Below are 23,131 nucleotides of genomic sequence, written 5' to 3' on the forward strand. Positions count from 1 at the left end.
AACCGCCGGTCGCCCAACTATTGAATTCTGACCACAACTGTGTCCGCCGCGCCCATGGCGTCCATCACGGTGAGCCGGACAAAGCCCGGCCCGGGCGGATCGATCAGCCGTTGCCTGCGGCCATCGATCTCGCCGACGGCCGTGCCATTTACCAGCATGGTCATCGGCGCGACCCCGCCGGCGACCCTGACGGGCATCGCCGCGAGCGGGTTTTCGCCCGAACCGGCGTCGATCCGGGAGCCATTGAGCGGGAACTGGATGCGCAGCGCCTGCTCGCCGCCGGGCCGGATCAGGTCGCCGAACGGCCGGAACCGGCGCAGCGGCAGCGGGAGTTTTGCGTTGCTGGCGATCAGCGCGCCCTTCGGCGCCTTCGGCAGCGGCTGCGGCAATTTGCCGGTGCGGGCAAAGGCATCGAACAGGATCGGGGCCGCGGCGGTGCGCCCCACCAGGCCGGGCACCGGCGCGCCGTCGGGACGGCCGACCCAGACGCCGATCGTCATGCGGCCGTCGAAACCGACCGACCAGGCATCGCGGTAGCCATAGCTGGTGCCGGTCTTGAAGGCTAAGCGATTGGCCGCAGCGTTCTCCGGTGGCGGCGTGCCGAGCAACACATGGCCGACCTGCCAGGCCGCGACCGGGTCCATCAGCCGCAGCATCTCGCGGTCGTCGCCGCCATCGGCTTGCAGGATTTCGCGCAACGGCTTGCCGCTGCCGCCACGCGCCAGGCTCGCATAGAGCTGCACCAGATCGCGCAGCGTAATGCCGACGCCGCCGAGACCCATCGCCAGCCCCGGCGCCTCGCCGGAAGGCAATATCAGATGGCCGCCGGCCTGCCGGAGCCGCGACGACAGCCGGCTGGCGCCGACGCGGTCGAGCAGCGCGATCGCCGGGACGTTCAGCGACAATTGCAGCGCCTTGCGCACCGGCACCGTGCCCTGAAAGCTCATGTCGAAATTCTCCGGCGCGTAGGCGCCGAAGCGGACCGGGCGATCCTCGATCAGGCTGTCCGGATGCACGAAGCCATCCTCGAAGGCGAGGCCATAGATAAAGGGTTTCAGCGTCGAGCCGGGCGAGCGCACCGCGCGGGTCATGTCGACCTGGCCGGCGCGGCGGTCGTCGAAATAATCCGGCGAGCCGACATGGGCGAGGATGTCGCCGCTGTCGTTGTCGACCGCGATGATGCCGACCGAGATGTTCGATCCCAGCGCCGCGGCGCGGTCGCGCGCGAGGCTCTCCAGCGCGCGCTGGATGCCGGCATCGAGCGACAACCGGATGATCGGCCGGTCCTTGATGGTTGCGATCGCCTGGTCCGCCGAATGCGGCGCCAGCACCGGCATCGGCTTGCGCAGCTTCGGCACGGCGACCGCCTTGGCCTGCGATGCATCCGCCGCGGACACCCGGCCCTCGCGCACCATGCGATCCAGCACGCGGTCGCGCGCGATCCGCGCCGTGGCGGGATGGCGGTCGAGCCGGCGCGTTTCCGGCGATTGCGGCAGCGCCACCAGCAGCGCGGACTCCGCCAGCGACAGCCGCTTCGGCTCCTTGCCGAAATAGGCAATCGACGCCGCACGGATACCCTCGAGATTGCCGCCGAATGGCGCGAGTTCGAGATAGAGGTCGAGGATCTCGTCCTTGGAGAGCTGCTGCTCGAGCTGGAATGCGCGCACCGCCTGGCGGATCTTGGCGGTCAACGACCGCTGCTGCCGCGGCTCCAGCAGTCGAGCGAGCTGCATGGTGATGGTGGAGCCGCCGGACACGATCTGGCCGCGCCTGACGAATTGCAGCGCGGCGCGGCCGAGCGCCAGCGGATCGACGCCGTGATGCTGTTGGAAGCGCTTGTCCTCGTAGGTCTGCAGCAGATCGAGATAGGTCGGATCGACGGAAGTCTTAGCGTTGACCGGCAACCGCCAGCGGCCGTCGGCCATCGCATAAGCGCGCAGCAGTCTGCCGTTGCGGTCGACGACGGTGGTAGAAATCTGTTTGGCCTGCGCGAGCGGCAGCGGGCCGAGGGAGTGCACCCAGGCGGCGGCTACTACGCCGACAATGACGGCGACTGCCGCAGCGATCGCTGTCGTTTTGATGAGACGCCGCCCTCCGCGCCCGTCATGGCCGGCGTTATGCCGACCATCCACGACCTCACGCGCTGCCGTGGATGGCCGGTACAGGCCCGGCCATGACGGCGCGTGTGGCGGCGGCTCCGCGCCATCGGGAGTGACGGTGCTCATTTCGCCTTCGCGACCTCGATGGCGCCCGTCCCCGTGCGGCCATAGCGCGACGGGTTGTACATGTCCTCGACAAAGGCCTGCGGCAGCACGTATTTGCCGGGCGACACCGCGCGCACGACGTAGGCGACCGTGAACACTGCCTTGTCGTCGCTCTTGCGGTCGATCGCCGCTGTGAAGCGGTCGTCGCGGAATTCGGTGTTCTGCGGCTCCGCACCGTCCTCCATCCAGTCCAGTGTGCCGGTATCGCCGGACGACACCAGATGCGGGTTGTCGATCTCGAAGCCGGCGGGGAGATAATCGGCCACCATGATGTGCCCGTATTCCGGCTTCGCCTCGGTGATCTTCAGCACCACCGCGAAGCGATCGTTCTGCTTCGCCTTGGCCGGATTGGCCGCTTCGCCACTGAGCGTGAAATAGTTGCGCTCGATCTTGAAGCCGTTGGAAGCCGCAGGCTCCGGCGTGACCGGGGAGCCGGAGACCGACACCACCGCCTGCACCGGCGCATCACCGGTATTGGTGATCCTGACCGGCTGGCCCGTCATCTCCGCCGCCTTGTAGCTGCGGTACAGCGCCGTCTTCACCGGCGAGCCATTGACGTCGAGCGCCAGCGTGTTGGCTTCCTTGGCCAGCGCGCGCGACGCCAGTACGAGCCAGGCGTTCTCCTGCGTCGAGGTGAACGGCGTCAGGCCGCGCGCGGCCTCGACGCGCTGGACAGCTTGCGTCAGCGTCGCCCGTGGCGCGTTGCCTTCGCTGGCCAGCGACACCAGAGCCGCCGCGTCGCGCAGTGCCGAGCCGTAATCGGTGCGGCCGAAGCTCAGCACCGGTTTTGGCGCGAGGCTTTCCACCGCCGCGGCATAGACGCGCTCGGCGCGGGTCTTGTCGCCAACCAGAGCCAGCGCGGCGGCGAGTTGGGACTTGGCGATCGGCGTCGCCAGCTTGTCCAGCTTGGTGTCGGCGAGGTAGCGCAGGTCGCCGACCGGCGCGGTGCCGTTCTTGGCCAGCACGTAGAGGCCGTAGGCGAGATCACGGCCGCCGTCCTTCTCCGGCTCCTCGGCATTGACGACCGAGTTTCTGATACGGTCGAGCGCGGCGCGGAACAGCACGTCCGGCACCGCAAAGCCCTTTTCGCGGGCCCGGGTCAGGAAGTCGGTCACGTAAGCATCGAGCCAGGAATCGTCGCCGCCCGACGACCACAGGCCGAACGAACCGTTCGAACCCTGCCGCGCCAGCAGCCGGTCGATGGAGTCGCGAACGCGCTGGTCGATCGACGTATCCATCGCCAGATGAGCACCCGCGGCGAGATCGTTGACATAGAGCAGCGGCATCGCCCGGCTGGTGATCTGCTCGGAGCAGCCATAGGGGTAGCGATCCAGCGCCTTCAGGATGGTCGCCGCATCGAGCGCCGTCGACAGACTGACCGACAGCGACACGCCGCCGGTGCCGACCACGAGGTCGGAGAACATATCCGAGGTCAGCGTCAGGCTCTCGCCCTTGGCCAGCGTGCGGATCGAGCGCCGTGCCAGGATCTGTGTCGCCGCCTTGACGTCGAGCGCATAGTGCCGGGCCAGCGTCAGGCCGCCGGGCCCCTTGATATCGACGTCGAGCTGCGCGGTCCCTGCTCCCGACGCATCGATCGCCAGCGCCATCGACGAGCGCTGCTTGGCGGCGAGCCGGACGGTGGTGGCGGGGTTGCCGGTGACCTTCACCGGGCCGGAGGTTTTCACCGAGATCGTGTAATCGCCCGCGGCCCCTTCGACATTGTCGAGGTCGAACGACATCGTGCCCTTGTCGCCACTCAGCAGGAAGCGCGGCAACGTCGCCGTCAGCACGACGGGGTCGCGCACGGTCACGTCGGTGGTGACGCGGCCGAGCTTGGTCGCGGTCCAGGCCACCGCCATCACGCGCGCGGTGCCGGCGAATTCCGGGATCTCGAATTCGATCTGCGCGGTGCCGTCGGCGGCCACCGTGACGATGCCCGAATACAGCGCCAGCGGCTTCTGCGTCGGCGGCGAGCCCTGCAGCTCGGCGCCCGCGGAATCGCCGCCGGTGCGGAGCTGGCCGCGGGTGCCCTGCATGCCGTCGATCAATTGCCCGTAGATGTCGCGGATCTCCGAGGTCATGCGGCGCTGGCCGAGATAGTAATCGTCCGGCGCCGGCGGCTTGTAGTTGGTGAGATTCAAAATCCCGACGTCGACCGCTGCGACCACGATCTTGGCGTCCTCGCCGGGCGCCAGCCCGCCGAGCTTGACCGGCAGCTTGAGCGTCGTGCTCGGCCGCACCAGCGCCGGTGGCGACAACACGACGTCCAGCGTGCGCGCCTTCTTGTCGATCCCGAACCACTTCAGGCCAATAGCCCGCCCCGGCATCCGCAAGGCGGCAGCGTCGAGCGGCCGGCGCAAGGTCGCCACCACATAGGCGCCGGTGCCCCAGTCGCGGCCGACCGGCAGCTTGATCTGCGCCGGGCCTTCCTTAACCTCGACGCTCTGCGTCGTCAGCAGCCGGTCGCCGAGCACATGGATGGTGAGGCGTCCCGCGGTCCGGGCGTTGACCGACACCGTCATGGTGTCGCCGGACACATATTCAGGCTTGTCGATCGAGGTCTCCAGCAAATCCGGCGTGTCGGCGCTGCCGTCGGAATACCAGCCCACGTCGAACGACACCGAGGTGATCGGGCCGTCCGCCTCGGCCGATTTGACGTCGAGCCGGTAGCGGCCGGGCTGCGGCTGCAGCTCGATGCGGGCCGGCGTGGCGGCGGCGACGTTGATCTCGCCATCGGCGACGCGCCTGGTGGATTTCACCGGCTCGTAGTCCCACGTCGAATTCTGGCGATACCACTGGTAGCGCGACTCGATCTTGAGCAGCTCATAGCGCAGCCCGGGGCGCGCAAGGGCGGTGCCGTCGGGCGCAACGAACACCACGTCGAAGCCGGCCTTGTCGCCCTCGGCAACGTTCTTGTCCTTGAACAGCGGTTTCACGCCGATCATCGCAGCAGAGGGCGCGACCGGCAGCACCAGCTTGCGCTCGACGGCGCGGCCGCCGGCCTCGGTCATGCGGATGAATATCTGCGCTTCCTGCGGCCGGGTCGAGGATGGCGGCTTCGGCAGGCTGACCGGGAACGTCGCCACGCCATTGGCGTCGGATTCCGGCAGATCCTCGATCGGGGTGCGCTCGTTGCTCTCGGTCTCGTCGTCGGAGACGCCGAACTGGTAACCGGCGAATCCCGGCCGGCCCGCGGCGGGCGCGACCAAGAGGTCGCCTTCCAGCGCCAGCCCCGAGGCCGGCGCGCCATACAGGAACCGGCCATCGACCTTCAGCTCGACCGGTTTGTCAGCAAAGATCTGCTTGTCCTTGCTGGAAATATCGAATTCGATTCGGTCGGCAACGTAATCCTCGACCATGAAGCTGGTCTCGCCGACCGTGGACCCCTTCGGATCGGTGAAGGCGCGGACCCGCCAAGTGCCGGTCGGCACCGCGGAATTCAGCGGCAGCGTCAGGCTGCGGCCGCCGGCGCCCTGGTCGGGCAATATGGCGCGGCGGAACTCGACGCCGTCCGGTCGCTCCACCACCAAGGTCAGCGGGCCGGAGGTCACGGCATTGCCCTGCCCGTCGCGCAGCAGCGCGGTGAGATACACCGTCTCGCCGGAGCGGTAGACGCCGCGCTCGGCATAGACGAAGGCGTCGGCCCCGGCCGGCACCGCGCGGCCGGAGACGCCGCGATCCGAGAGATCGAAGGCGTTGGATTTGAGACTGAGGAAGGCGTAGTCGGCCTTCTCGCTGGTGACGGTGAGCAGCGCCGGCGACAGCCCGCCCTCGCCCTTCGCCAACCCTGCCTCGAACAGGACGTGGCCGGAATCGTCGGTCTTCTTGGTCGCCAGGATCTCGTTGTTGCGCGCGACGAGGCGAACCTCGGCGCGGCCGACCGGCGCGGTCGAGGCCAGCGAATTGACGAAGACATGGATGCCGTCATTGCCGGAAAACGCCGTGAGGCCCATGTCGGAGACGATGAACCACTGCGTCGCCAGCGAGCCGTCTTCGTCATTGCCGCCGGCGCCCGGCCCCTTCGCCGCCGCCGTCATCACATAGACGCCGGGCTGCAGCTCGCCGATCGCCTGATCGACCGGGAATGCCGTGGTGACGTCGGCATTCAGGGTCAGCGCCGTCGCCAGTTCGCCGCTCCACACCTTGATGCCGCGCTCGGAGCCCAGGCTGTCGAGCTGGTAACTGCTCAGCGCGGTCTGGAAGTCGCTCCCGATCACGGTGTTGATGAGGTTGCGGTCGCCGATCCGGAACACGTTGACGGTCACCGCCTGGGTGTTGACCGAGACCAGCGGAATGCCCTTCTGGCCGGTGCGCGGCAGCACATAGGCGCGGCCGGTGAAGCGCACGAAGGGTTTGCGGTCGCGGACATAGATGTTGAACTCGGCCGATTTCGGCAGCGTCTCCTTCACCGTCGACGGCAGGCCGGCGCGCAGATTGATGTTGTAACGCTCGCCATGCTTGAGGCCTTCGACGCAGAGCTGCTTGTCCTCGCTGGTGATCGCCGGCCGGTCACTGCCCGCCAGCGAAAGGAACGGCGCGAAATCGACGCGCTTGGCGAGGTCTTCGGAGAACTGGAAGCAGGCCCGCGGCGAGGCGGAATCCGAATCCACGGTGTAATCCAGCAGCTTGAAGCCGCGCTCGTCGCGCAGCTTCTCATATTGCCCGCGGATGTCGGCGACCTCGCGCAGCTCCAGCGACAGCCGCAGCGTATCGAGCGCCGGGCGCCACAATTTGCGGTCGGCCATCGCGCGGCCGAGCACGGCCAGCGCCTCCGCCTCCTCGCCGGGATTGCCGGCGCGCTGATAGGCGATGTAGGCCGCGGTCGAGGCACGCTCCAGCAGGAAGGTCGTTTCGGTGGAGGTCGCCGGGCGGATCTGGAAGATCGTTTTGGCCAGCCGCAGCCAGTTGGCGCTGTCTTCCGGCGCGGTTGCCACGATCTGGCCGAGCGTGGTCAGTCCGGCGCGGGTATCGTTGCGCCGGAACGCGGCGTCGGCATCGCTGCGCAGCGTCGCCGCCGGTTTCGACACCGGCCCGGCCTCGCTCTTGATCTGCGCCTCCAGCTTGATGGCGGAATCCGCCAGGTCATCGCGCCGGAATGCCTTGTCGGCGGCCACCGCCTGCACCATCCCGAACACCAGCGCCGCGCAAAGGCTGACGGCGCGAACCAGAGCAATCATCGAAAACTCCCTGCACGGACGAAGACGAACGGCGTTCGGTGCGAATCGCTGTGACGAACGGACCAGAGCCGCGACCGGCTTTTCGCGCATCATGGCGTCCCCCGGTTTCGAACGCAAAGCTGATGTGTGCATTGGTCGCATGGCCACGCGACAGGTTCGCGGCGTCCGGGCGAAATCCTGGCGGAAGTTTCAGCGCGCCGGCGGGATAGGTTGGAAGCCCGGTGATTCGGCGGAGGCGTCGAGCCGGAAAGGCGCGAATCGAGGCCCGTCAGAAACCGGTCCCCGGGGGCCGAAAAGCCGGGTAAACAGCGGCAAAGCCCAGAGTAAACGAAAAAGCCCGCCGGTTAAGGCGGGCTTGGTAACGCATCTAGGTCGAAACCTTAGCCGACCCGAAGGTTCTCGGCCGAGGTCTTGCCACGGTTTTCCTGCTCTTCGAAGGAGACCTTGTCGCCTTCGTTCAACGAGCTGAGGCCTGCGCGCTCAACAGCCGAGATGTGCACGAAGACATCCTTGCTGCCGTCGTCCGGCTGAATGAATCCGAAGCCCTTGGTTGCGTTGAACCACTTTACCACGCCTGTCGTCACGTTAACTCTCCTGGTTATGTCAGAACACCCGTAGCAGGCATTCGCGCAGATAGCCAATGGCCATTTCGCGGCAGCCGGCCTGCCCGTCCGCCGCCGGCCGCCCCGCGGCCCGGTAAGGTTGACCGGTTAGTTTAACACCCGGCTTTCGTTGCGCCCCGCCGACGCCACGGTAGGTTTGGCGGCCGGGCATTCAGCCGGCCAATGGCGGCAGACCCCGGCGATCATATTGCGCCGGCGCGCCGCCTCATCCCGCAAGGTCGAGACATGATGACGAGCCAGCAGGCGCATTACCGGATCCTGAAACTGCGGCCGCACCCGACCTGGGCGGCGATCTGGCACCTCTGGCATGTCACGCTTCCCCGCCGCTCGATCGACGGCCAGCTGCTGCGCGGCCAGGTCTGGCGCCGCCACGACGGCCGCCGCTGGATCTACAAGAAAATGGTGGAGTATTGAGGGGCGGTGGCACGCCGCATCTTGGCGCTCGGTATCAACTGCACACCGTCGATCTCATGATCTCTGTTTGAGATATTCAACCATGTGACGCCTCAGCATCAAGGCAGCCGCGCCAAAGGGCCGCGATAGGGATGGCTTTTTAGGCCGAGCCTAAACGATATCAAGCAGGCTGTTGGGTGCTGAACGGAAGCGGATCAAACGGCCCCGAGGCTAGTTGATCGAGAATACGCTTCAGTGTCGCGACGTTGTTATCGTCTTCGGCGCTTTCGAGCGCGTCCTCCAGCACCGCGCGGATATCCTCGGCTTCGACCTTCTCCATCCCCCAGTTCGGATACAGACGCTCGCGCTTCTCTTCACTCTGGTCCAGAGCGACGATATCGTAATGGCGCGAGTCGCCATGCAGGCTTGCGATTAACTTCTGTACCTCGGCGGCGGGCCCCTCGATCCATTGGAAAAAGACGCCGCTGCCGAAAGCCAGCATTCCGGTGATGCCGTGCGCGCGGTTGTGGCGTTGGGCCCGCTCGATAATACGTCCGACCTCTAGGTCATCGACGCCGTCGGCGGCACGGCTGCAGTAGACAAAATGATAAAGCGCAGGCAGCCCGGCATCGTCCGACTCGGCGCCGCGTGGAAAACCGATTTCGTCGAACATAATTGAGCTCGCTCTGTCTATGTCAGGCAGGCCGTTCCGCCCGGTGGGTGAGGGGCAGGATAGCCGGTTCATCTCTCAAAATGCGGTCTTCAGTCTGCTCTGGATACGGATCTCACTGCAATGCTTCGTTTTGAAGCAAGCCTAGTCGGATCGTACCCCGGCGAGCGACGACAGGCGCCCGGGCTAGGTTCTGAAAAGACTGGCGATCCCAGCAGGATTCGAACCTGCAACCCACGGAGTAGAAATCCGTTACTCTATCCAGTTGAGCTATGGGACCGTCGGGGTCTTCTAGCACCGCCTTCTGGAAAAATCAGCGTCCGAGCCCGGCCGGACAGCGGCTTTTCACAGGTTGCAGGCTCTTGCTCGAGGGGCGCTCGAGCGGGCGGACCTCCGCGCCGTCCGCCTCCCCCCACGCCCGAGCCGCCACTCGGCGGCCGACGCCGGCGACGGCCCCCCGGATCCGGCCGCACCGGCCGCTTACGGCGTTCCTTAACCAAACCGCTCTACCCTCCGGCGATCCGGCCCTCGACCTGTTGGAGTATCCCGTGCGCCCCGTTCATCTTCTCATCATCGCCACTGCGCTGTGCTCGACCGCGGCGTCCGCCGCCGATTATCGCGACGCGCCGTACCGCGCGCGCAGTCACCGCGCGCATGTCCATACCCATCCGGCCTATGCGATCCGCCAGGTGCCGCCGACCTATTACGTCAACGCGCCGCCGCATTATGTGCAGGATCTGCGCACCGGCGAGCCCGGCGTGTACGTCGAGCACCAGCGCAGCTTTCTCGACCAACTCTTCCCGAATTATTACTAAGTCCCGCCGGGGATGCGACATTTCATCCCCGCCCCAGCCGCCCGCAACCCCCGCTTAACCATTTTCACCGAACGTAATCTTGGCGGTGAGTATGTCCGCAGCGGGAGTTGGTGATGCGTAGGGTAGCGGTTCTGGCGGCGGGCGGCGTTCTGGCGGTGGCGGCGGTCGGGTTTGGCGCCAGCAAATTTATGTCGTCATCGGCGCCGGTCGCCAATGTGGCGGCCAAGGGCGATCAGGGCGAGTTGACCACCGGCGCGATCTCCGCGCGCTGGCCGAAGGCGGAAGCCGACAAGACCTCGGCCCCCGCCCCCACGGTTCAGCCCGCCTCGACCACGCCGTCGCGCGAAGCGCCGGCCCCGGTGCAGGCATCCTGCAACGTTCCGGGCGCGATGGGCATCTCGCGCACCGTGCAGATCGATACGACCGGCGGCCCCGGCCTCGGCCTGTCGCAATACCGCGATTATGATTTCCTGCAGCCGAGCGAAGTCGTGCTGACCTTCGACGACGGCCCGTGGCCGGTGAACACCCCGGCCGTGCTGGCCGCGCTCGACGCGCAGTGCCTCAAGGCGGTGTTCTTCCCGGTCGGCAAGCATGCCTCCTGGCATCCCGAAATCCTCCGGCAGGTGCTGGCGCGCGGCCATACGGTCGGCGCGCATACCTGGAGCCACGTCAACCTCGCCATCAAGCCGGTGCAGGAAGCCAAGGACGAGATCGAAAAGGGTTTCAGCGCCGTCGTGCTGGCGGCCGGCCAGCCGATCTCGCCGTTCTTCCGCTTCCCGCAGCTGCGCCAGACCAAGGAACTGACCACCTATCTCGGCGAGCGCAACGTCGCGGCGTTCTCGATCGACGTCGATTCGGAAGATTTCCGCATCCACAAGCCGGAGGTGCTGATCTCCGGCGTGATGGCCAAGCTGAAGAAAACCGGCAAGGGCATCATCCTTATGCACGACTTCCAGAAGTCGACCGCGCAGGCGCTGCCCGAGCTGCTGCGGCAGTTGCAGGCCGGCGGCTACAAGGTCGTGCACATGAAGGCCAAGGACAATTTCGTCTCGCTGCCGCAATATGACGCCGCGGTCGCCACGCTGATGCAGAGCAAGGCCGGCCCGGTGCGCAGCAGCAATGCGCGGCCCACCGCCAGCGTGATCCAGACCGTCACCACCAACTAACCCCGGCGCCTTCGTAACGGCCGGTTAACCATAAACCGGGATGATACTACCTCAAGTAGTCATCCCGGGAGGCCGTGATATGCGGTCAATTCACTGCATCACGAGATTCCTGGCGCTGCCGCTGGCGATGGCGGCGTTCCTGCTCGCCGCGCAGCAATCCGGCGGGCTGGAACTGCGCACCGCGCCGCCGGCGCAGTTCGCCAGCCTGCGTTAACTGCCGCGACAGGCCCGGATTGCGGCCGTGGCAGCGACGCGCTACACCGCGCAGGCCGGTCCGCCGGCCCCTCCTCCGCACCGAGATCCCGCGCATGGCCGACCTGTCGCAGTTTTCGATCCTGACGTTCCAGCGCCGTCCCGGCCTGTGGCGGGCATCGATCAGCCCCAAGGTCAGCGCCAGCAACACGATCAAGGGCAAGACGATGCTCGGCTTCGTCACCGAGGACGATTGCGACACCGAGGAAGCCGCCGAGACCGCCGCCAAGCGCGCGATCAAGAAGCTCTGATTATTTTGAATTGAAACGGCCCATCAGCCCGTCATTGCGAGGCGCGAAGCGACACGGCAATCCAGAAAGCCGCAAACTCGGCAAGAGCTGGATTGCTTCGTCGCAAGGGCTCCTCGCAATGACGGCTGTGAGAGAAGCGGTTCATCTCAAGCCTATAAGCCCTCAGCAACTTCATCGCGCTCTGTCGTCACAGTGATGCGACGCAAAAAAAGCGCGCAGCCGGATGGCCGCGCGCTCGTTGGTCTCGCTGAGGTGACGTTTACTTGACGCCGAGCAGCTCGACGTCAAACACCAGCGTGGCATTCGGCGGGATCACGCCGCCGGCGCCGCGCGCGCCATAGCCCATGTCCGGCGGAATGATCAGCGTGCGCTTGCCGCCGACCTTCATGGTGGAGACGCCCTCGTCCCAGCCCTTGATGACGCGGGACATGCCGATCGGAAATTCGAACGGCTCGTTGCGATCGACCGAGGAGTCGAATTTCTTGCCCTTGACGCCGTTCTCATAGAGCCAGCCGGTGTAGTGCATCACGCAGGTCTGGCCCTTGGCCGGGGTCGCGCCGGTGCCGACGACGGTGTCTTCGATTTGGAGGCCTGATGCGGTGGTCATGGATTTTCCTTTGGCCTGCGCCATTGCGGTGGATTGGGAGCTGTCGATCGAAAGGGAGCCAAGTGCCACGGTCAAGGCGATGGCTGCCGCGGCGCTCGCGCGCTTAAAATGTCGCATGATGTCTCCGGGACAGGATGATCGGCGGACAGTCATGCCCCGACCGCGCGCGTCGGCGCAAGCCCCGTCATGCGGCCCACCGGGAATCAGCGCAGAGCGTGCGCGGTCTCCGGGCTTCGCTCGGCCAGATGGTCGCAATAATTTTCCAGCAGTTGGGCCGCAAGGCGCGCCGCATGGTTTGGCGTCGCGTCCTCACCCGCCGCGGCGGACATCACATCCTGCGTAAATGGTGGTTGGCGGAAGCTGCGGAAAACATGGTCTGCGGCGGCACGCATGGCGGAACTCCGGTTTCTCTAAAAACATCGCGCCCGGCCAAAGGTTCCTGATGAGACGATCGAGCATGTCATGCGGTTCATCGAATGCTCGTTTGTTCCTGGAGAACGAACAGAGGTCATATTTTACCACGCGGTCAAAGGTTAAGGAATTGCTTCCACATTCGCCCGATGACAGGCGATTGCCACGGCGCTTTTCGGGCAAGCTTGCGGAAAATCGCAGATAGTTGATGCGTTGTGGCGCCATGGGCTGTAAACCGCAGCAGAGTTTGGCCGCGCCGGGTGATCGCCTGTGAGCTGCCGCGCCCGCCCCACCCCAAACGAAGAAAGCGACAAGGCCTCGTTCATGAGCGGATTCAAGGAACCCAGCTTCGCAGATCGCCAGAAGGCGGCCATGGAAGCCAAGAAGAACATTCTGACCAAGTTCAAGTCGCAGCCAGGTCCCGATGATCCGGCCGTGAAGGCGCGCGCCGCCGAGCGCGAAGCCCAGGCAGCCTTGCGCGCCAAGGCCAAGCTGGTCCGCGACGCCGAGAAGGCCGCGCAGAAGATTCGCGAAGCCGAACAAGCCGCCGAACAAGCCGCCCGACTGGTGCGGGAGAAGGAAGAAGCCGCCGCCGCCGAACTGGCGCTGGAAGCCGAAAAGAAGGCCGCCCGCGACGCCCGCTACGCCGCCCGCAAGAAGCGCAAGTAAGCCATAGGAAGGGTGGGCAAAGCCGCGGCGCGCGGAGCGCGACGCGGCGTGCCCACCGCTTGTGAAGCTCACGAAGGTGGTGGGCACGGCGCAAGCGCGCCTTTGCCCACCCTACGGCCTACTTCCGGCGTGCATTCAGCGCCGAGGCGACGCGGCTGACCGGCGCGCGGCCGATCAGCGCGCTGATCGTGTTGGTCGCGGCCAACAGCTTCTCCATGTCGACGGATGTCGCGATCCCCATCCCTTCCAGCATGTAGACCACGTCCTCGGTGCCGACATTGCCGGTCGCGCCCGGCGCATAGGGACAACCGCCGAGACCGCCGGCGGCGGAATCGATGACGCGACAGCCCTCCTCCAGCCCCGCGTAGATGTTGGCCAGCGCCTGCCCGTAGGTGTCGTGGAAATGCATCGCGAGGCCGTGCATCGGCACCGCTTCGGCGCAGGCGCGCAGCAGCGCGCGGGCCTTTTTCGGCGTGCCGACGCCAATCGTGTCGCCCAATGATACTTCGTAGCAGCCGAGGTCCCACAGCGTCGTGGTGACATCGACCACCGACTGCAGATCGACCTCGCCGTCATAGGGGCAGCCCAGCACGCAGGACACGTAGCCGCGGACCCGGATGCCGTCGGCCTGGGCGCGCGAGATCACCGGCCGGAAGCGCTCGATGGATTCCGCCACCGAGCAATTGATGTTGGCGCGGGAAAAACCTTCGGAGGCCGAGGCGAACACCGCGACCACTTCGGCCCCGACGGCCTTGGCGGCCTCATAGCCCTTCTCGTTCGGCACCAGCACGTGGAATTCGCCGGGCAGATCCTTCACGCCGAGAAACACCCGATCGGATCCCTGCATCTTCGGGATCGCCTTCGGCGACACGAACGAGCCAACCTCCACCGTATGCAGCCCGGCGCCGACCAGCGCCTTCACGAAAGCGATGCGGTCCTCGACCGAGACCGGTGTCTTTTCGTTCTGCAGCCCGTCGCGTGGACCGACTTCGACAATGCGGACAGCGTCGCTCATGGTGTCTTGTCTTCTGCGGGTTCGACGATGGCGAGTTCGACGCCTTCCTGGACGATGTCGCCGACGCGGCAGCGCAGGCTGGTCAGCACGCCCGCGAACGGCGCGCGCAAGGTCTGCTCCATCTTCATGACTTCCAGCGTCAGGATCGCCGCGCCCTTCTCCAGATGCGCGCCCTCCTCCGCCAGCAATGCCACCACGGTGCCGGGCAGCGGCGCCACGATCCTGTCGTCACCGACATGCTCCTCGTCGTCGCCGCCGAACGGATCGACCCAATGCATGTCGAAACGGCCATGGCGGGTGCGCAGATAGAGTTCGTGGCCCTCGATCACCGCATGAACGCGCGACCGCGCGCCATCGCGGGTGAGATCGAACTGGCCGGTCTCGCCGGCGGACGTCGTAAATACGAAGCCGCGATCGCCGATCAGGAGCTGCGCCGGCCCGCTGCCATAGGCCAGCGTCACCTGATACACGCTGTCGCCGTGGCGGAATTTGAACACGCGATGGCGGCGCCCGACCGGCATCCAGCCGGCGGTCTGCCACGGCGAAGGCGCTGTGACCTGCGCCTGCTCCGCACGGAGGATCGCTGCCACGGCCGCGCATAGTTCAAGATCGCCGGGCGCCGCGGCGGCGGGCGTCAGCGCGGACAGCTCGCGTTCGATGAAGCCGGTGTCGATGGTGTTGGCGCGGACGTGCGGATGCGTCAGCAGCGCGGACAAAAACGGAATGTTGGTGACGATGCCGCGGATGTCGGTGTCTTCCAGCCCGCGGTTGAGCCGGTCGATCGCCGCCTCACGCGTCGGCGCAAAGGCGATCACCTTGGCGAGCATCGCGTCGTAGTTCGGCGACACGCTGTCGCCTTCACGATAGCCGGCGTCGATGCGCAGGCCATGGCTTTCGGCCGGCGTGCGCCAGGTGGTGATGCGGCCGACCGACGGCATGAAATTCTTGTGCGGGTTCTCGGCATAGACGCGCGCCTCGATGGCGTGGCCATTCAGCGTGATCTGATCCTGCGTCAGCGGCAGCGTCTCGCCAAAGGCGACGCGCAACTGCCATTCGACCAGATCGATGCCCGTGATCAGTTCGGTGACAGGATGCTCGACCTGCAGCCGCGTGTTCATCTCGATGAAAAACACCTCGCAGCCGTCGGAGACGAACTCGATGGTGCCGGCCCCGACATAGTTGACCGCGCCCGCCGCCTTTCGCGCGGCAGCGCAGACGGCTTCGCGTTGCTCGGCGTTGAGCGTCGGCGACGGCGCTTCCTCGATCACCTTCTGGTGGCGGCGCTGCAGCGTGCATTCGCGCTCGAACAGCGAGACCAGATTACCGTGAGAGTCCCCGACGACCTGCACCTCGATGTGGCGGGGATTGTCGACGTACTTCTCGATCAGCATGCGGTCGTCGCCGAATGCCGCCTTGGCCTCGCGCTTGGCACTGACGATGGCATCGCTGAGTTCGCCGGCCGAACGCACCACGCGCATGCCGCGCCCGCCGCCGCCGGCCGAGGCCTTCACCAGCACCGGGAAGCCGATCTTGGCGGCCTCCGCCGCCAGCGTCGCCTCGTCCTGCGCCTCGCCGTGAAAGCCCGGCACTAGCGGCACGCCGGCCTTCTCCATCAATTGCTTGGAGCCCGATTTCGAGCCCATCGCGACGATCATGTCGGCGGTCGGGCCGACGAAGACGAGGCCCGCCTCGGCGCAGGCCTGCGCGAATTCGGCGCTCTCCGACAGAAAGCCGTAGCCGGGATGGATTGCCTCCGTTCCCGTCTTTTTTGCAGCCTCAAGCACGTTGGCGATGTTGAGATAGGAATCGCGGGCCCGCGCCGGCCCGATCAGCACGGCCTCGTCGGCTTCCGTGACGTGCAACGCGCCGGCGTCGGCTTCCGAATAGACCGCGACGGTGCGCAGCCCCATGGCGCGGGCGGTGCGGATGACGCGGCAGGCGATCTCGCCGCGGTTGGCGATCAGCAATGTGCGAAATTTCCGGTAGAGCGCGGGTGCGGCCATCATCACATCCTGAACAGGCCGAAGCGCGTCGGCTCGATCGGCGCGTTGGCCGAGGCCGACAGGCCCAATCCCAGCACCAGTCGCGTGTCGACGGGATCGATCACGCCGTCGTCCCACAGCCGCGCGGTGGCGTAATACGGGCTGCCCTGACTTTCAAACTGGTCGCGCGTCGGCTTGCGGAAGGCTTCTTCTTCCTCGACCGACCACGAGCCGCCCTTGGCCTCGATGTTGTCGCGGCGCAGCGTACTCAGCACCATCGCGGCCTGCTCGCCGCCCATCACCGAGATGCGGGCATTCGGCCACATCCACAGGAAGCGCGGTGAGTAGGCGCGACCGCACATGCCGTAATTGCCGGCGCCGTAGGAGCCGCCGACGACCACGGTAAATTTCGGCACGTTGGCGGTGGCGACCGCGGTCACCAGCTTGGCGCCGTCGCGGGCGATGCCGCCGGCCTCGTATTTCTTGCCGACCATGAAGCCGGTGATGTTCTGCAGGAACACCAGCGGGATATTGCGCTGGCAGCACAGCTCGATGAAGTGCGCGCCCTTCAGCGAGCTCTCGCTGAACAGGATGCCGTTATTGGCGATGATGCCGACCGGAAAACCCCAGATATGCGCGAAGCCCGTGATCAGCGTCGTGCCGTACAATTTCTTGAACTCGTCGAACTCCGAGCCGTCGACGATCCGCGCGATGATGTCATGCATGTCGAACGGTTTTCGCGCGTCCGCCGGGATCACGCCGTAGAGCTCGTCCGCTGGATACAGCGGATCGCGCGGCGGCTGCATGTTCAAGGCGGCACGCTCCGGCTGCTTCAGCGTCGCCACGATCCTTCGCGCAATGCCGATCGCGTGGCCATCGTTCTGCGCATAATGGTCGGTGACCCCCGACTGCCGCGAGTGCACGTCGGCGCCGCCGAGTTCTTCCGCGGTGACCACCTCGCCAGTCGCGGCCTTCACCAGCGGCGGCCCGCCAAGGAAGATGGTGCCCTGGTTGCGCACGATGATGCTCTCGTCGGACATCGCCGGCATGTAGGCGCCGCCGGCGGTGCAGGAGCCCATTACGATGGCGATCTGGGCGATGCCGGCCGCCGACATCTGCGCCTGATTGTAGAAGATGCGGCCGAAGTGGCGCTCGTCGGGAAATATCTCGTCCTGCTGCGGCAGAAAGGCGCCGCCGGAATCCACCATGTAGATGCAGGGCAGCCGGTTCTGCATCGCGATATCCTGCGCGCGTAAATGCTTCTTCACGGTCATCGGATAATAGGTGCCGCCCTTGATGGTGGCGTCATTGGCCACGATCATGCATTCGCGCCCCGAAACCCGGCCGACGCCGGTGACGACGCTCGCGGAATGGACGTCGCCGCCATAGAGGCCGTGGGCGGCCAGCGGTGACAATTCGAGGAAGGCGGTACCGGGATCGATCAAGAGATCGACGCGCTCGCGCGCCAGCATTTTTCCGCGCGCCCGGTGCTTGGCCGTCGAAGCTTCGCCGCCGCCGCCGGCGACCGCGCCGAGCTTGTCACGCAATTCGGCGACCTGGGCCTGCATGGCCTCGACGTTGCGCCTGAAATCGATTGATCCGGGATCAATGGTCGAGCGAAGCGACATCGTCTTCCGTTTCCCGCATTATTTTCTTGTGGCACGCGGCCGTTGATCGACCGTCGTGATGGTGTCATTGCGCGCCAGAGGGGCGCAACCCCGCTTTACGCTGGCAGGTGGCTCAGTGCGTCCAGGGCTCGGACCGCCGGAACGCGAAATTGTCGGAATAGGCGATGGTGCGGGGCGCGCGCACCCTGGGCTCGATCACCTGATAGGCGATGCCTTCGCGTTCGCAATAGGCGATCGCCTCTTCCTTGCTGTGGAAATGCAGCGACAATTGCTGCTTCATGTCGCCCGAGGAGGTCCATCCCATCAAGGGCTCGATCACCCGCGCCTGCTCCGGCTCGTAATCGAGCTGCCATTCGCGGGTCTTGGCAAGCCCGGCCTGCATGGCGTTCTTGGCGGCCTTGAAGATGCGTGCGGTCATGAACAGACGGCCTCTTGAGATGCGACATTGCGCCGAATTGGTAGAATCGGCGCCGCCACTATACTGATTCGTCGCGGATTGCCTGCGATTCCGCCATCGGGCGGATCCTGTGATTTGGTATATTCTTTCCACGGCGTCGTGACAATCGGGGCAAGAAGCTGCTTAGTTCGCTGTATTGCCCGATATTGCCCGGTCCCGATCAGCACGAACGGCCCTCATGGAAATAAACGCCACACTCCCCCCGAAGGGCCGCGACCTCCGGCTGGACCTGTTCCGCGGCATCGCCAACTGGGCGATTTTCCTCGACCACATCCCGGACAACGTCGTCAACTGGGTCACCACCCGGAATTACGGCTTTTCGGACGCGGCCGATCTGTTCGTGTTCATTTCCGGCTACACCGCCTCCTTCGTCTACGCCAAGATGATGCTGGAGCGCGGCTTCATCGTCGGCGCGACCCGGCTGTTCAAGCGGGTCTGGCAGCTTTACGTCGCCCACGTCATCCTGTTCGTGATCTATATCGCCGCCATCGGCTATGTCGCGCAGCGCTACAATGACCCCGACATCATCAACGAATTCAACGTCGCCGGCCTCGTCGACAATCCGATCCAGACCCTCAGCCAGGGCCTGCTGCTCAAGTTCAAGCCGCTCAATCTGGACGTGCTGCCGCTCTACGTCATATTGATGGGCTTCTTTCCCCCAGTGCTGTGGCTGATGCTGCGCAAGCCGGACCTCACCATGCTGGGGTCGCTGGCGCTGTACTTTGCCGCGCGGCAGTTCGGCTGGAACCTGTCCGCCTATCCGTCCGGCGAGTGGTATTTCAACCCCTATACCTGGCAGTTGCTGTTCGTGTTCGGCGCCTGGTTCGCGCTCGGCGGCGCCGTCGAATCGCGCTCGGTAATCAAGTCGAAGGTGCTGCTGTATTTCGGCGTCGCCTATCTGCTGTTTTCGCTGGTGATGACGATGGCCGGCCGGTTTCCGGACTACGGCCACATGATGCCGGACTGGCTGTTCGATGCCTTCAACCCGAACGACAAGACCAATCTCGCACCGTACCGCGTGCTGCACTTCGTCATCATCGCGTTCTTCGTGACGCGCTTCGTGCCCAAGGAATGGCGCGGGCTGGAATGGCGCGTGTTCCAGCCGCTGATCAAATGCGGCCAGCAGTCGCTCGCCGTATTCTGCGTCGGCGTGTTCCTGTCCTTCGTCGGCCACTTCCTGCTGATGATGAGCTCGGGCTCGCTGGCCTCGCAGATCTTCGTCAGCGCCGCCGGCCTCGCGCTGATGACGCTGGTGGCCTATTACATCTCGTGGTCCAAGAAGCAGGACAAGCCGCTGCCGAAGCCGGCCGCTGCCGTGGCGCCAGCGACCACGACGTCGGCGACCAGCGCGTCGGCGACAACCGATCCAAAGCAAGGCTGAGCATCGCTCGCAGCGACCTGCTCAAGAAAAAGGGAGGGCAACCGCCCTCCCCGCCGTCTGAAACTCAGGTGCGCTTACCAGCGACCGCCGCCGTAGCCGTAGCCGCGATCCCAGCCGCCACGACGCGGACCGCCGTAGCCGCCGCCAAAGCCGTAGCGCGGACCCGGACGGCCATAGCCGTAGCGCGGACCGTAGCCGTAGTTCGGGCGACGGAAGCAGCGACCGTATTCATCGCAAACCAGGCGAACCTGCTCGACCTGACCGGACTGGCTCGCGCCGCCCTGCAAGGCCAGGCCGTTTGGCATGGCGGATGCAGAACCGGTGGAAACCGCCACGCCGCCGAGCGCAACCAAACCGGCGATCATCAATTTCAACTTCATTTCAAACTCCTCGTTGGGCATCTTGAACGCGCGGTCGACCGAATGGTTGCGTACGAGCGGCTGCGTCGCGCAGCAGCACCGTCGTGAGCGGACTTCATGGCCGAACCATGGGGAGATCGGGTCAACTTGCCAGATACGACGAAAGACTCTGCGGCACTCGCCCCTCAGTTCGTCCGGCTCTTTGCCGCCTGGTCGAAGAACGCCTTCTCTTCCGCCGTCGCTTCGACGAGCTGGGCATCCTGGTCGTAGACGTCACCGCGGAATTGCACGATCTGGTCGCGCGTCATCCAAGCGGTGAGATAGATCCAGGCGACCGGAACCTTCTTTTCTAGCTTGACGCTCTGCTTCACGCCCGTGGCGATCGCCGCGTCGATCTGCGGGCGCTCCCAGTTCGGCGTCTCCTGCAGCAGCCAGGCCGCGAGATCGCGGACATTGTCGACGCGCACGCAGCCGTGCGATTCGAACCGGACGTCCTCGCTGAACAAATTCTTCTGGTTGGTATCGTGCATGTAGACCGCATAGGCGTTCGGCATGTCGATCTTCAACTGCCCGAGCGCGTTCCAGGAGCCGGGCTCCTGGCGCACGAAGATGTTCGGCAGCTTCTCCGCCGCCCAGTCGATGCTGGCGGGATCGAGCACGTTCTCCTTGAAGTCCAGCACCTGCATGTGCAACCGGCTGAGATAGGTCGGATCCTTGCGCATATGCGCGGCGATCTCGTTCTTGGTGATCGAGGCCGGCACGGTCCAGGTCGGGTTCAAATTGACGTTGTTGATCTCGGCGGTGACCGTCGGCGACGGCTTGTCGGCCTTGCCGAGGATGACGCGGTAGCGTCGCACCACCTTGTCATTCTCGACCGCCTCGGCAAAGGCCGCGGGCAGATTGACGACGACGTAGCGCTGGCCGAAGCGGAAGCCGATCGCGGCGATGCGTTGCAACGAGGCCTCGAGCTGCTGGATCCGCTTCTCGACCGGCACGTTGAGCGCGGTCAGCGTCCGCGGGCCGATCGTCCCGGTGGTGGCGAGGCCGTGTCGCGCCTGGAAACGCTTCACGCCGGCAGCCAGTCCGGCGTTGTAGGGTCCCTTGGCTTCCGACGGCGCCAGATCGCCGGTCATCACCAGACGCAGCCGCAGCATCTCGTCATGCGCGCCGGCGCTGCCCAGCGCGAATTTCGCCTCGGCCGGAATCTGCGGCCAGCCGCCGAGTTTGGCGATCGTGGAATAGGCGTCGATCGCCTCGCCGATCCGCTGCGCGGATCCGGCATCGAAGGTGGGCTCGGAGGATTGCGCGAGCAAGGCCGCCGAGCGGCTTTCCGGCGTGGCGACCGGGGCGTTCGATGCCGCCTTGTCGGCAGGCTTGGCCGGTGTTGTTGCGGGGGCCGCAGCCGAGGGCGCCGCGGGCGGTTGTTCGAGCGGCGCGACCGCGGGCTGAACCGGCGCGTTCACCACGGCCTGGATGGCCGCCGTAGTACCAGACGGCTTCACTGCGGCGGGTTTGGAAGTTGCTGCAGGCTTGGCAGACGGCACCGTCGCAGCCTTGGTAGCAGGCGCGGCGCTCGGAGCCGACGGCTGTTCGGCAGGTGCGCTGGCGGCCAGCGGCGCCAAGGGGCCGCCCGAGGTAACCTGGCCGGGTGCGGCCTCGATGCCGCCCGGGGCCAGCAAGGCGCTCATCAAAACCAGGGTCCGCTTCATGATCCATCCCGCATGTCAGTCAACGCGGGACGGTAGATCGACATTCACAACCAATCGTTAACTACTGCGGATCGGTCAGACCCCCGCCTGAACCTTCCAGGCCTTCATCGCAGCAATCTTGTCGACCAGCTCGGCGCGCTGCTTCGCCAGATGGCCTGACAGTGACGCTGGAAAGCCAAGCTTCTTGGCATCCTCGTACTTGCCGACATTGCGCTCCTCGCCGTCGATCAGGCCGGGCAGCACACTCTCGTCCAGACCGTCGAACAGCGAGCGCACCGACATGATCGTGCGGTGCACCGTGCTCATGAACGAACCGCCCTCATCGGGTTTCTCGCCGGCGTCCGTCAGCGCGGCTCCCAGTTCATCGGCATGACGATTGTGAACGGCGATCATGTCACGGAACAGCGTCGTGAGCCCCCGGCCCTCGGCGTCCTCAAGAGCCTCCTGATATCCGTTTCGCGCGTCGATGGACGCGGTGTGCAGCGATTTCAGTTGATCGATCTGGTCGTTGGAAAGGGTGTGGGCCATAGCGGGTCTCCTTTGACGGCAGTAACCGCGACAAAAGAAACGGGTTCCGGCGGAGATCACAAAAAGCCATGGGAGAACACGTCGCGGCCAGCGATGCCGCCTATAGCGCAACGGCGTGGCCGCCGGAAGCATGGTCGGGGCACAAGGATTCGAACCTTGGACCTGCAGTACCCAAAACTGCCGCGCTACCAGGCTGCGCTATACCCCGACGTTCGGTGTCGATACACGCTTAAGGGCGGACCAGCAAGGCGCGTCTGCCCTGCCCTCATTTTTTGCCGAACAGGGGATGCACAACCTGATCGCCGGGGGCGATGCCGTACTTCCTGGCGGTGCCGGCGACCACTTCCAGCACGCCCTTGGCGGGGCCGCCGGAGGAGATGATCTTCAGCGATTGCGGTTCGGTATTCTCTGCGATGCGCAGGATGCGTCCGTTGGCGCCGATGAAGATCATGTCGAGCGACAGGATGGTATTCTTCATCCACATCGAGACCTGCTGCTCCGGGCTGAAATCGAACAGCATGCCGCGGCCGTCGGCCAGTTCCGTGCGGTACATCAGCCCGGTCTCGCGTTCCTTCTCGGTCTTGGCCATCTCGACCGTGAACGTCTTCACGCCGGCCTTGGTGACGATCTCCAGCGGCTGGATCTCGGCGGCCTGCGAGAGGCCGGCGGCGAAGAGCCAGGCCAGCATGGCAGCGGCAGCCAATAGCGGGGCGCGAAGGCGGGAAGAACGCAGCAGGCTCATGAACGCTATCCAGGCAAACCCGGACCAGGCGC

The 23,131-nt window shown here is 65.7% G+C and carries 21 protein-coding genes and 2 tRNA genes; 7 read left to right on the forward strand and 16 right to left on the reverse strand.

The annotated features are described in order from the left end of the window. Nucleotides 1–17 precede the first annotated feature (17 nt). The 3 genes from pbpC to FIU28_RS14800 form a co-directional block, all read right to left on the reverse strand. Entirely contained in the window at nucleotides 18–2,225 is a 2,208-nt protein-coding gene (gene pbpC, locus FIU28_RS14790; protein WP_143574003.1) for a penicillin-binding protein 1C, read from the reverse strand. Continuing rightward, nucleotides 2,222–7,441 carry an alpha-2-macroglobulin family protein gene (locus FIU28_RS14795; RefSeq protein WP_143574004.1) on the reverse strand — a complete coding sequence of 1,740 codons (5,220 nt, stop codon included), beginning with the start codon at nucleotides 7,439–7,441 and terminating at the stop codon, nucleotides 2,222–2,224. Before FIU28_RS14795 ends, pbpC begins: the two co-directional genes overlap by 4 nt. A 380-nt stretch (nucleotides 7,442–7,821) precedes the next feature. Next, a complete protein-coding gene (locus tag FIU28_RS14800; protein ID WP_143574005.1) occupies nucleotides 7,822–8,025 on the reverse strand; it encodes a cold-shock protein in 204 nt (67 codons plus the stop codon). A 267-nt stretch (nucleotides 8,026–8,292) separates the two neighbouring features. Between FIU28_RS14800 and FIU28_RS14805 the strand changes: the two genes are divergently transcribed. After that, nucleotides 8,293–8,478 (forward strand): hypothetical protein, encoded by a 186-nt coding sequence (locus FIU28_RS14805; protein WP_143576203.1) that lies wholly within the window; start codon nucleotides 8,293–8,295, stop codon nucleotides 8,476–8,478. 160 nt (nucleotides 8,479–8,638) lie between these two features. On the opposite strand, the gene FIU28_RS14810 is transcribed toward FIU28_RS14805, so the two are convergent. Together FIU28_RS14810 and FIU28_RS14815 are read right to left on the reverse strand one after the other, a co-directional pair. Next, nucleotides 8,639–9,130 (reverse strand): BLUF domain-containing protein, encoded by a 492-nt coding sequence (locus tag FIU28_RS14810; protein ID WP_143574006.1) that lies wholly within the window; start codon nucleotides 9,128–9,130, stop codon nucleotides 8,639–8,641. A gap of 200 nt (nucleotides 9,131–9,330) precedes the next feature. Then, nucleotides 9,331–9,407: transfer RNA gene (locus FIU28_RS14815), tRNA-Arg, on the reverse strand. Between the two features lie 268 nt (nucleotides 9,408–9,675). Here FIU28_RS14815 and FIU28_RS14820 point away from each other — a divergent pair. The 4 genes from FIU28_RS14820 to FIU28_RS14830 all read left to right on the forward strand — a co-directional run bounded on the left by FIU28_RS14820 (nucleotide 9,676) and on the right by FIU28_RS14830 (nucleotide 11,611). After that, complete coding sequence (locus FIU28_RS14820) at nucleotides 9,676–9,942, forward strand: hypothetical protein (RefSeq protein ID WP_143574007.1); 267 nt, start codon at nucleotides 9,676–9,678, stop codon at nucleotides 9,940–9,942. Nucleotides 9,943–10,055: 113 nt separating this feature from the next. Further along, nucleotides 10,056–11,108 (forward strand): polysaccharide deacetylase family protein, encoded by a 1,053-nt coding sequence (locus FIU28_RS14825; RefSeq protein WP_143574008.1) that lies wholly within the window; start codon nucleotides 10,056–10,058, stop codon nucleotides 11,106–11,108. A gap of 79 nt (nucleotides 11,109–11,187) precedes the next feature. After that, nucleotides 11,188–11,322: a hypothetical protein gene (locus FIU28_RS27205; RefSeq protein WP_256365908.1), complete on the forward strand. Its 135-nt coding sequence runs from the start codon at nucleotides 11,188–11,190 to the stop codon at nucleotides 11,320–11,322. Between the two features lie 94 nt (nucleotides 11,323–11,416). Continuing rightward, on the forward strand, nucleotides 11,417–11,611 hold the full coding sequence (locus tag FIU28_RS14830; protein ID WP_143574009.1) for a hypothetical protein: 195 nt from the start codon (nucleotides 11,417–11,419) through the stop codon (nucleotides 11,609–11,611). 259 nt (nucleotides 11,612–11,870) lie between these two features. On the opposite strand, the gene FIU28_RS14835 is transcribed toward FIU28_RS14830, so the two are convergent. Continuing rightward, nucleotides 11,871–12,335, reverse strand: coding sequence for an FKBP-type peptidyl-prolyl cis-trans isomerase (locus FIU28_RS14835; RefSeq protein WP_143574010.1), 465 nt, complete (start codon nucleotides 12,333–12,335; stop codon nucleotides 11,871–11,873). An 86-nt stretch (nucleotides 12,336–12,421) separates the two neighbouring features. Continuing rightward, on the reverse strand, nucleotides 12,422–12,610 hold the full coding sequence (locus FIU28_RS14840; protein WP_143574011.1) for a hypothetical protein: 189 nt from the start codon (nucleotides 12,608–12,610) through the stop codon (nucleotides 12,422–12,424). A 343-nt stretch (nucleotides 12,611–12,953) separates the two neighbouring features. Between FIU28_RS14840 and FIU28_RS14845 the strand changes: the two genes are divergently transcribed. Continuing rightward, nucleotides 12,954–13,298 carry a DUF6481 family protein gene (locus FIU28_RS14845; RefSeq protein WP_143574012.1) on the forward strand — a complete coding sequence of 115 codons (345 nt, stop codon included), beginning with the start codon at nucleotides 12,954–12,956 and terminating at the stop codon, nucleotides 13,296–13,298. 118 nt (nucleotides 13,299–13,416) lie between these two features. Here the strand turns inward: FIU28_RS14845 and FIU28_RS14850 are convergent, their stop codons facing one another. The 4 genes from FIU28_RS14850 to FIU28_RS14865 all read right to left on the reverse strand — a co-directional run bounded on the left by FIU28_RS14850 (nucleotide 13,417) and on the right by FIU28_RS14865 (nucleotide 18,341). Further along, nucleotides 13,417–14,313 carry a hydroxymethylglutaryl-CoA lyase gene (locus FIU28_RS14850; RefSeq protein ID WP_143574013.1) on the reverse strand — a complete coding sequence of 299 codons (897 nt, stop codon included), beginning with the start codon at nucleotides 14,311–14,313 and terminating at the stop codon, nucleotides 13,417–13,419. Continuing rightward, nucleotides 14,310–16,319: an acetyl/propionyl/methylcrotonyl-CoA carboxylase subunit alpha gene (locus tag FIU28_RS14855; protein WP_210247728.1), complete on the reverse strand. Its 2,010-nt coding sequence runs from the start codon at nucleotides 16,317–16,319 to the stop codon at nucleotides 14,310–14,312. Before FIU28_RS14855 ends, FIU28_RS14850 begins: the two co-directional genes overlap by 4 nt. Further along, on the reverse strand, nucleotides 16,319–17,923 hold the full coding sequence (locus FIU28_RS14860; RefSeq protein WP_143574015.1) for a carboxyl transferase domain-containing protein: 1,605 nt from the start codon (nucleotides 17,921–17,923) through the stop codon (nucleotides 16,319–16,321). Before FIU28_RS14860 ends, FIU28_RS14855 begins: the two co-directional genes overlap by 1 nt. A gap of 112 nt (nucleotides 17,924–18,035) precedes the next feature. Then, nucleotides 18,036–18,341 carry an ETC complex I subunit gene (locus FIU28_RS14865; RefSeq protein WP_143574016.1) on the reverse strand — a complete coding sequence of 102 codons (306 nt, stop codon included), beginning with the start codon at nucleotides 18,339–18,341 and terminating at the stop codon, nucleotides 18,036–18,038. A gap of 217 nt (nucleotides 18,342–18,558) precedes the next feature. Here FIU28_RS14865 and FIU28_RS14870 point away from each other — a divergent pair, with 217 nt between their 5' ends. Continuing rightward, nucleotides 18,559–19,761: an OpgC domain-containing protein gene (locus FIU28_RS14870; RefSeq protein ID WP_143574017.1), complete on the forward strand. Its 1,203-nt coding sequence runs from the start codon at nucleotides 18,559–18,561 to the stop codon at nucleotides 19,759–19,761. A gap of 74 nt (nucleotides 19,762–19,835) precedes the next feature. On the opposite strand, the gene FIU28_RS14875 is transcribed toward FIU28_RS14870, so the two are convergent. The 5 genes from FIU28_RS14875 to FIU28_RS14895 all read right to left on the reverse strand — a co-directional run bounded on the left by FIU28_RS14875 (nucleotide 19,836) and on the right by FIU28_RS14895 (nucleotide 23,045). After that, a complete protein-coding gene (locus FIU28_RS14875; protein ID WP_143574018.1) occupies nucleotides 19,836–20,141 on the reverse strand; it encodes a hypothetical protein in 306 nt (101 codons plus the stop codon). A gap of 164 nt (nucleotides 20,142–20,305) precedes the next feature. Further along, nucleotides 20,306–21,829, reverse strand: coding sequence for a L,D-transpeptidase family protein (locus FIU28_RS14880; RefSeq protein WP_246660690.1), 1,524 nt, complete (start codon nucleotides 21,827–21,829; stop codon nucleotides 20,306–20,308). 75 nt (nucleotides 21,830–21,904) lie between these two features. Next, the gene (locus tag FIU28_RS14885) at nucleotides 21,905–22,357 is read right to left on the reverse strand and encodes a ferritin-like domain-containing protein (protein ID WP_143574019.1); all 453 of its coding nucleotides are present in this window, start codon (nucleotides 22,355–22,357) and stop codon (nucleotides 21,905–21,907) included. Nucleotides 22,358–22,488: 131 nt separating this feature from the next. Beyond that, nucleotides 22,489–22,565, reverse strand: a tRNA-Pro gene (locus tag FIU28_RS14890). Between the two features lie 57 nt (nucleotides 22,566–22,622). Beyond that, on the reverse strand, nucleotides 22,623–23,045 hold the full coding sequence (locus FIU28_RS14895; RefSeq protein ID WP_246661005.1) for a DUF192 domain-containing protein: 423 nt from the start codon (nucleotides 23,043–23,045) through the stop codon (nucleotides 22,623–22,625). Nucleotides 23,046–23,131: the final 86 nt, after the last annotated feature.

This window comes from Tardiphaga sp. vice154 (assembly GCF_007018645.1).
Classification (GTDB): domain Bacteria; phylum Pseudomonadota; class Alphaproteobacteria; order Rhizobiales; family Xanthobacteraceae; genus Tardiphaga.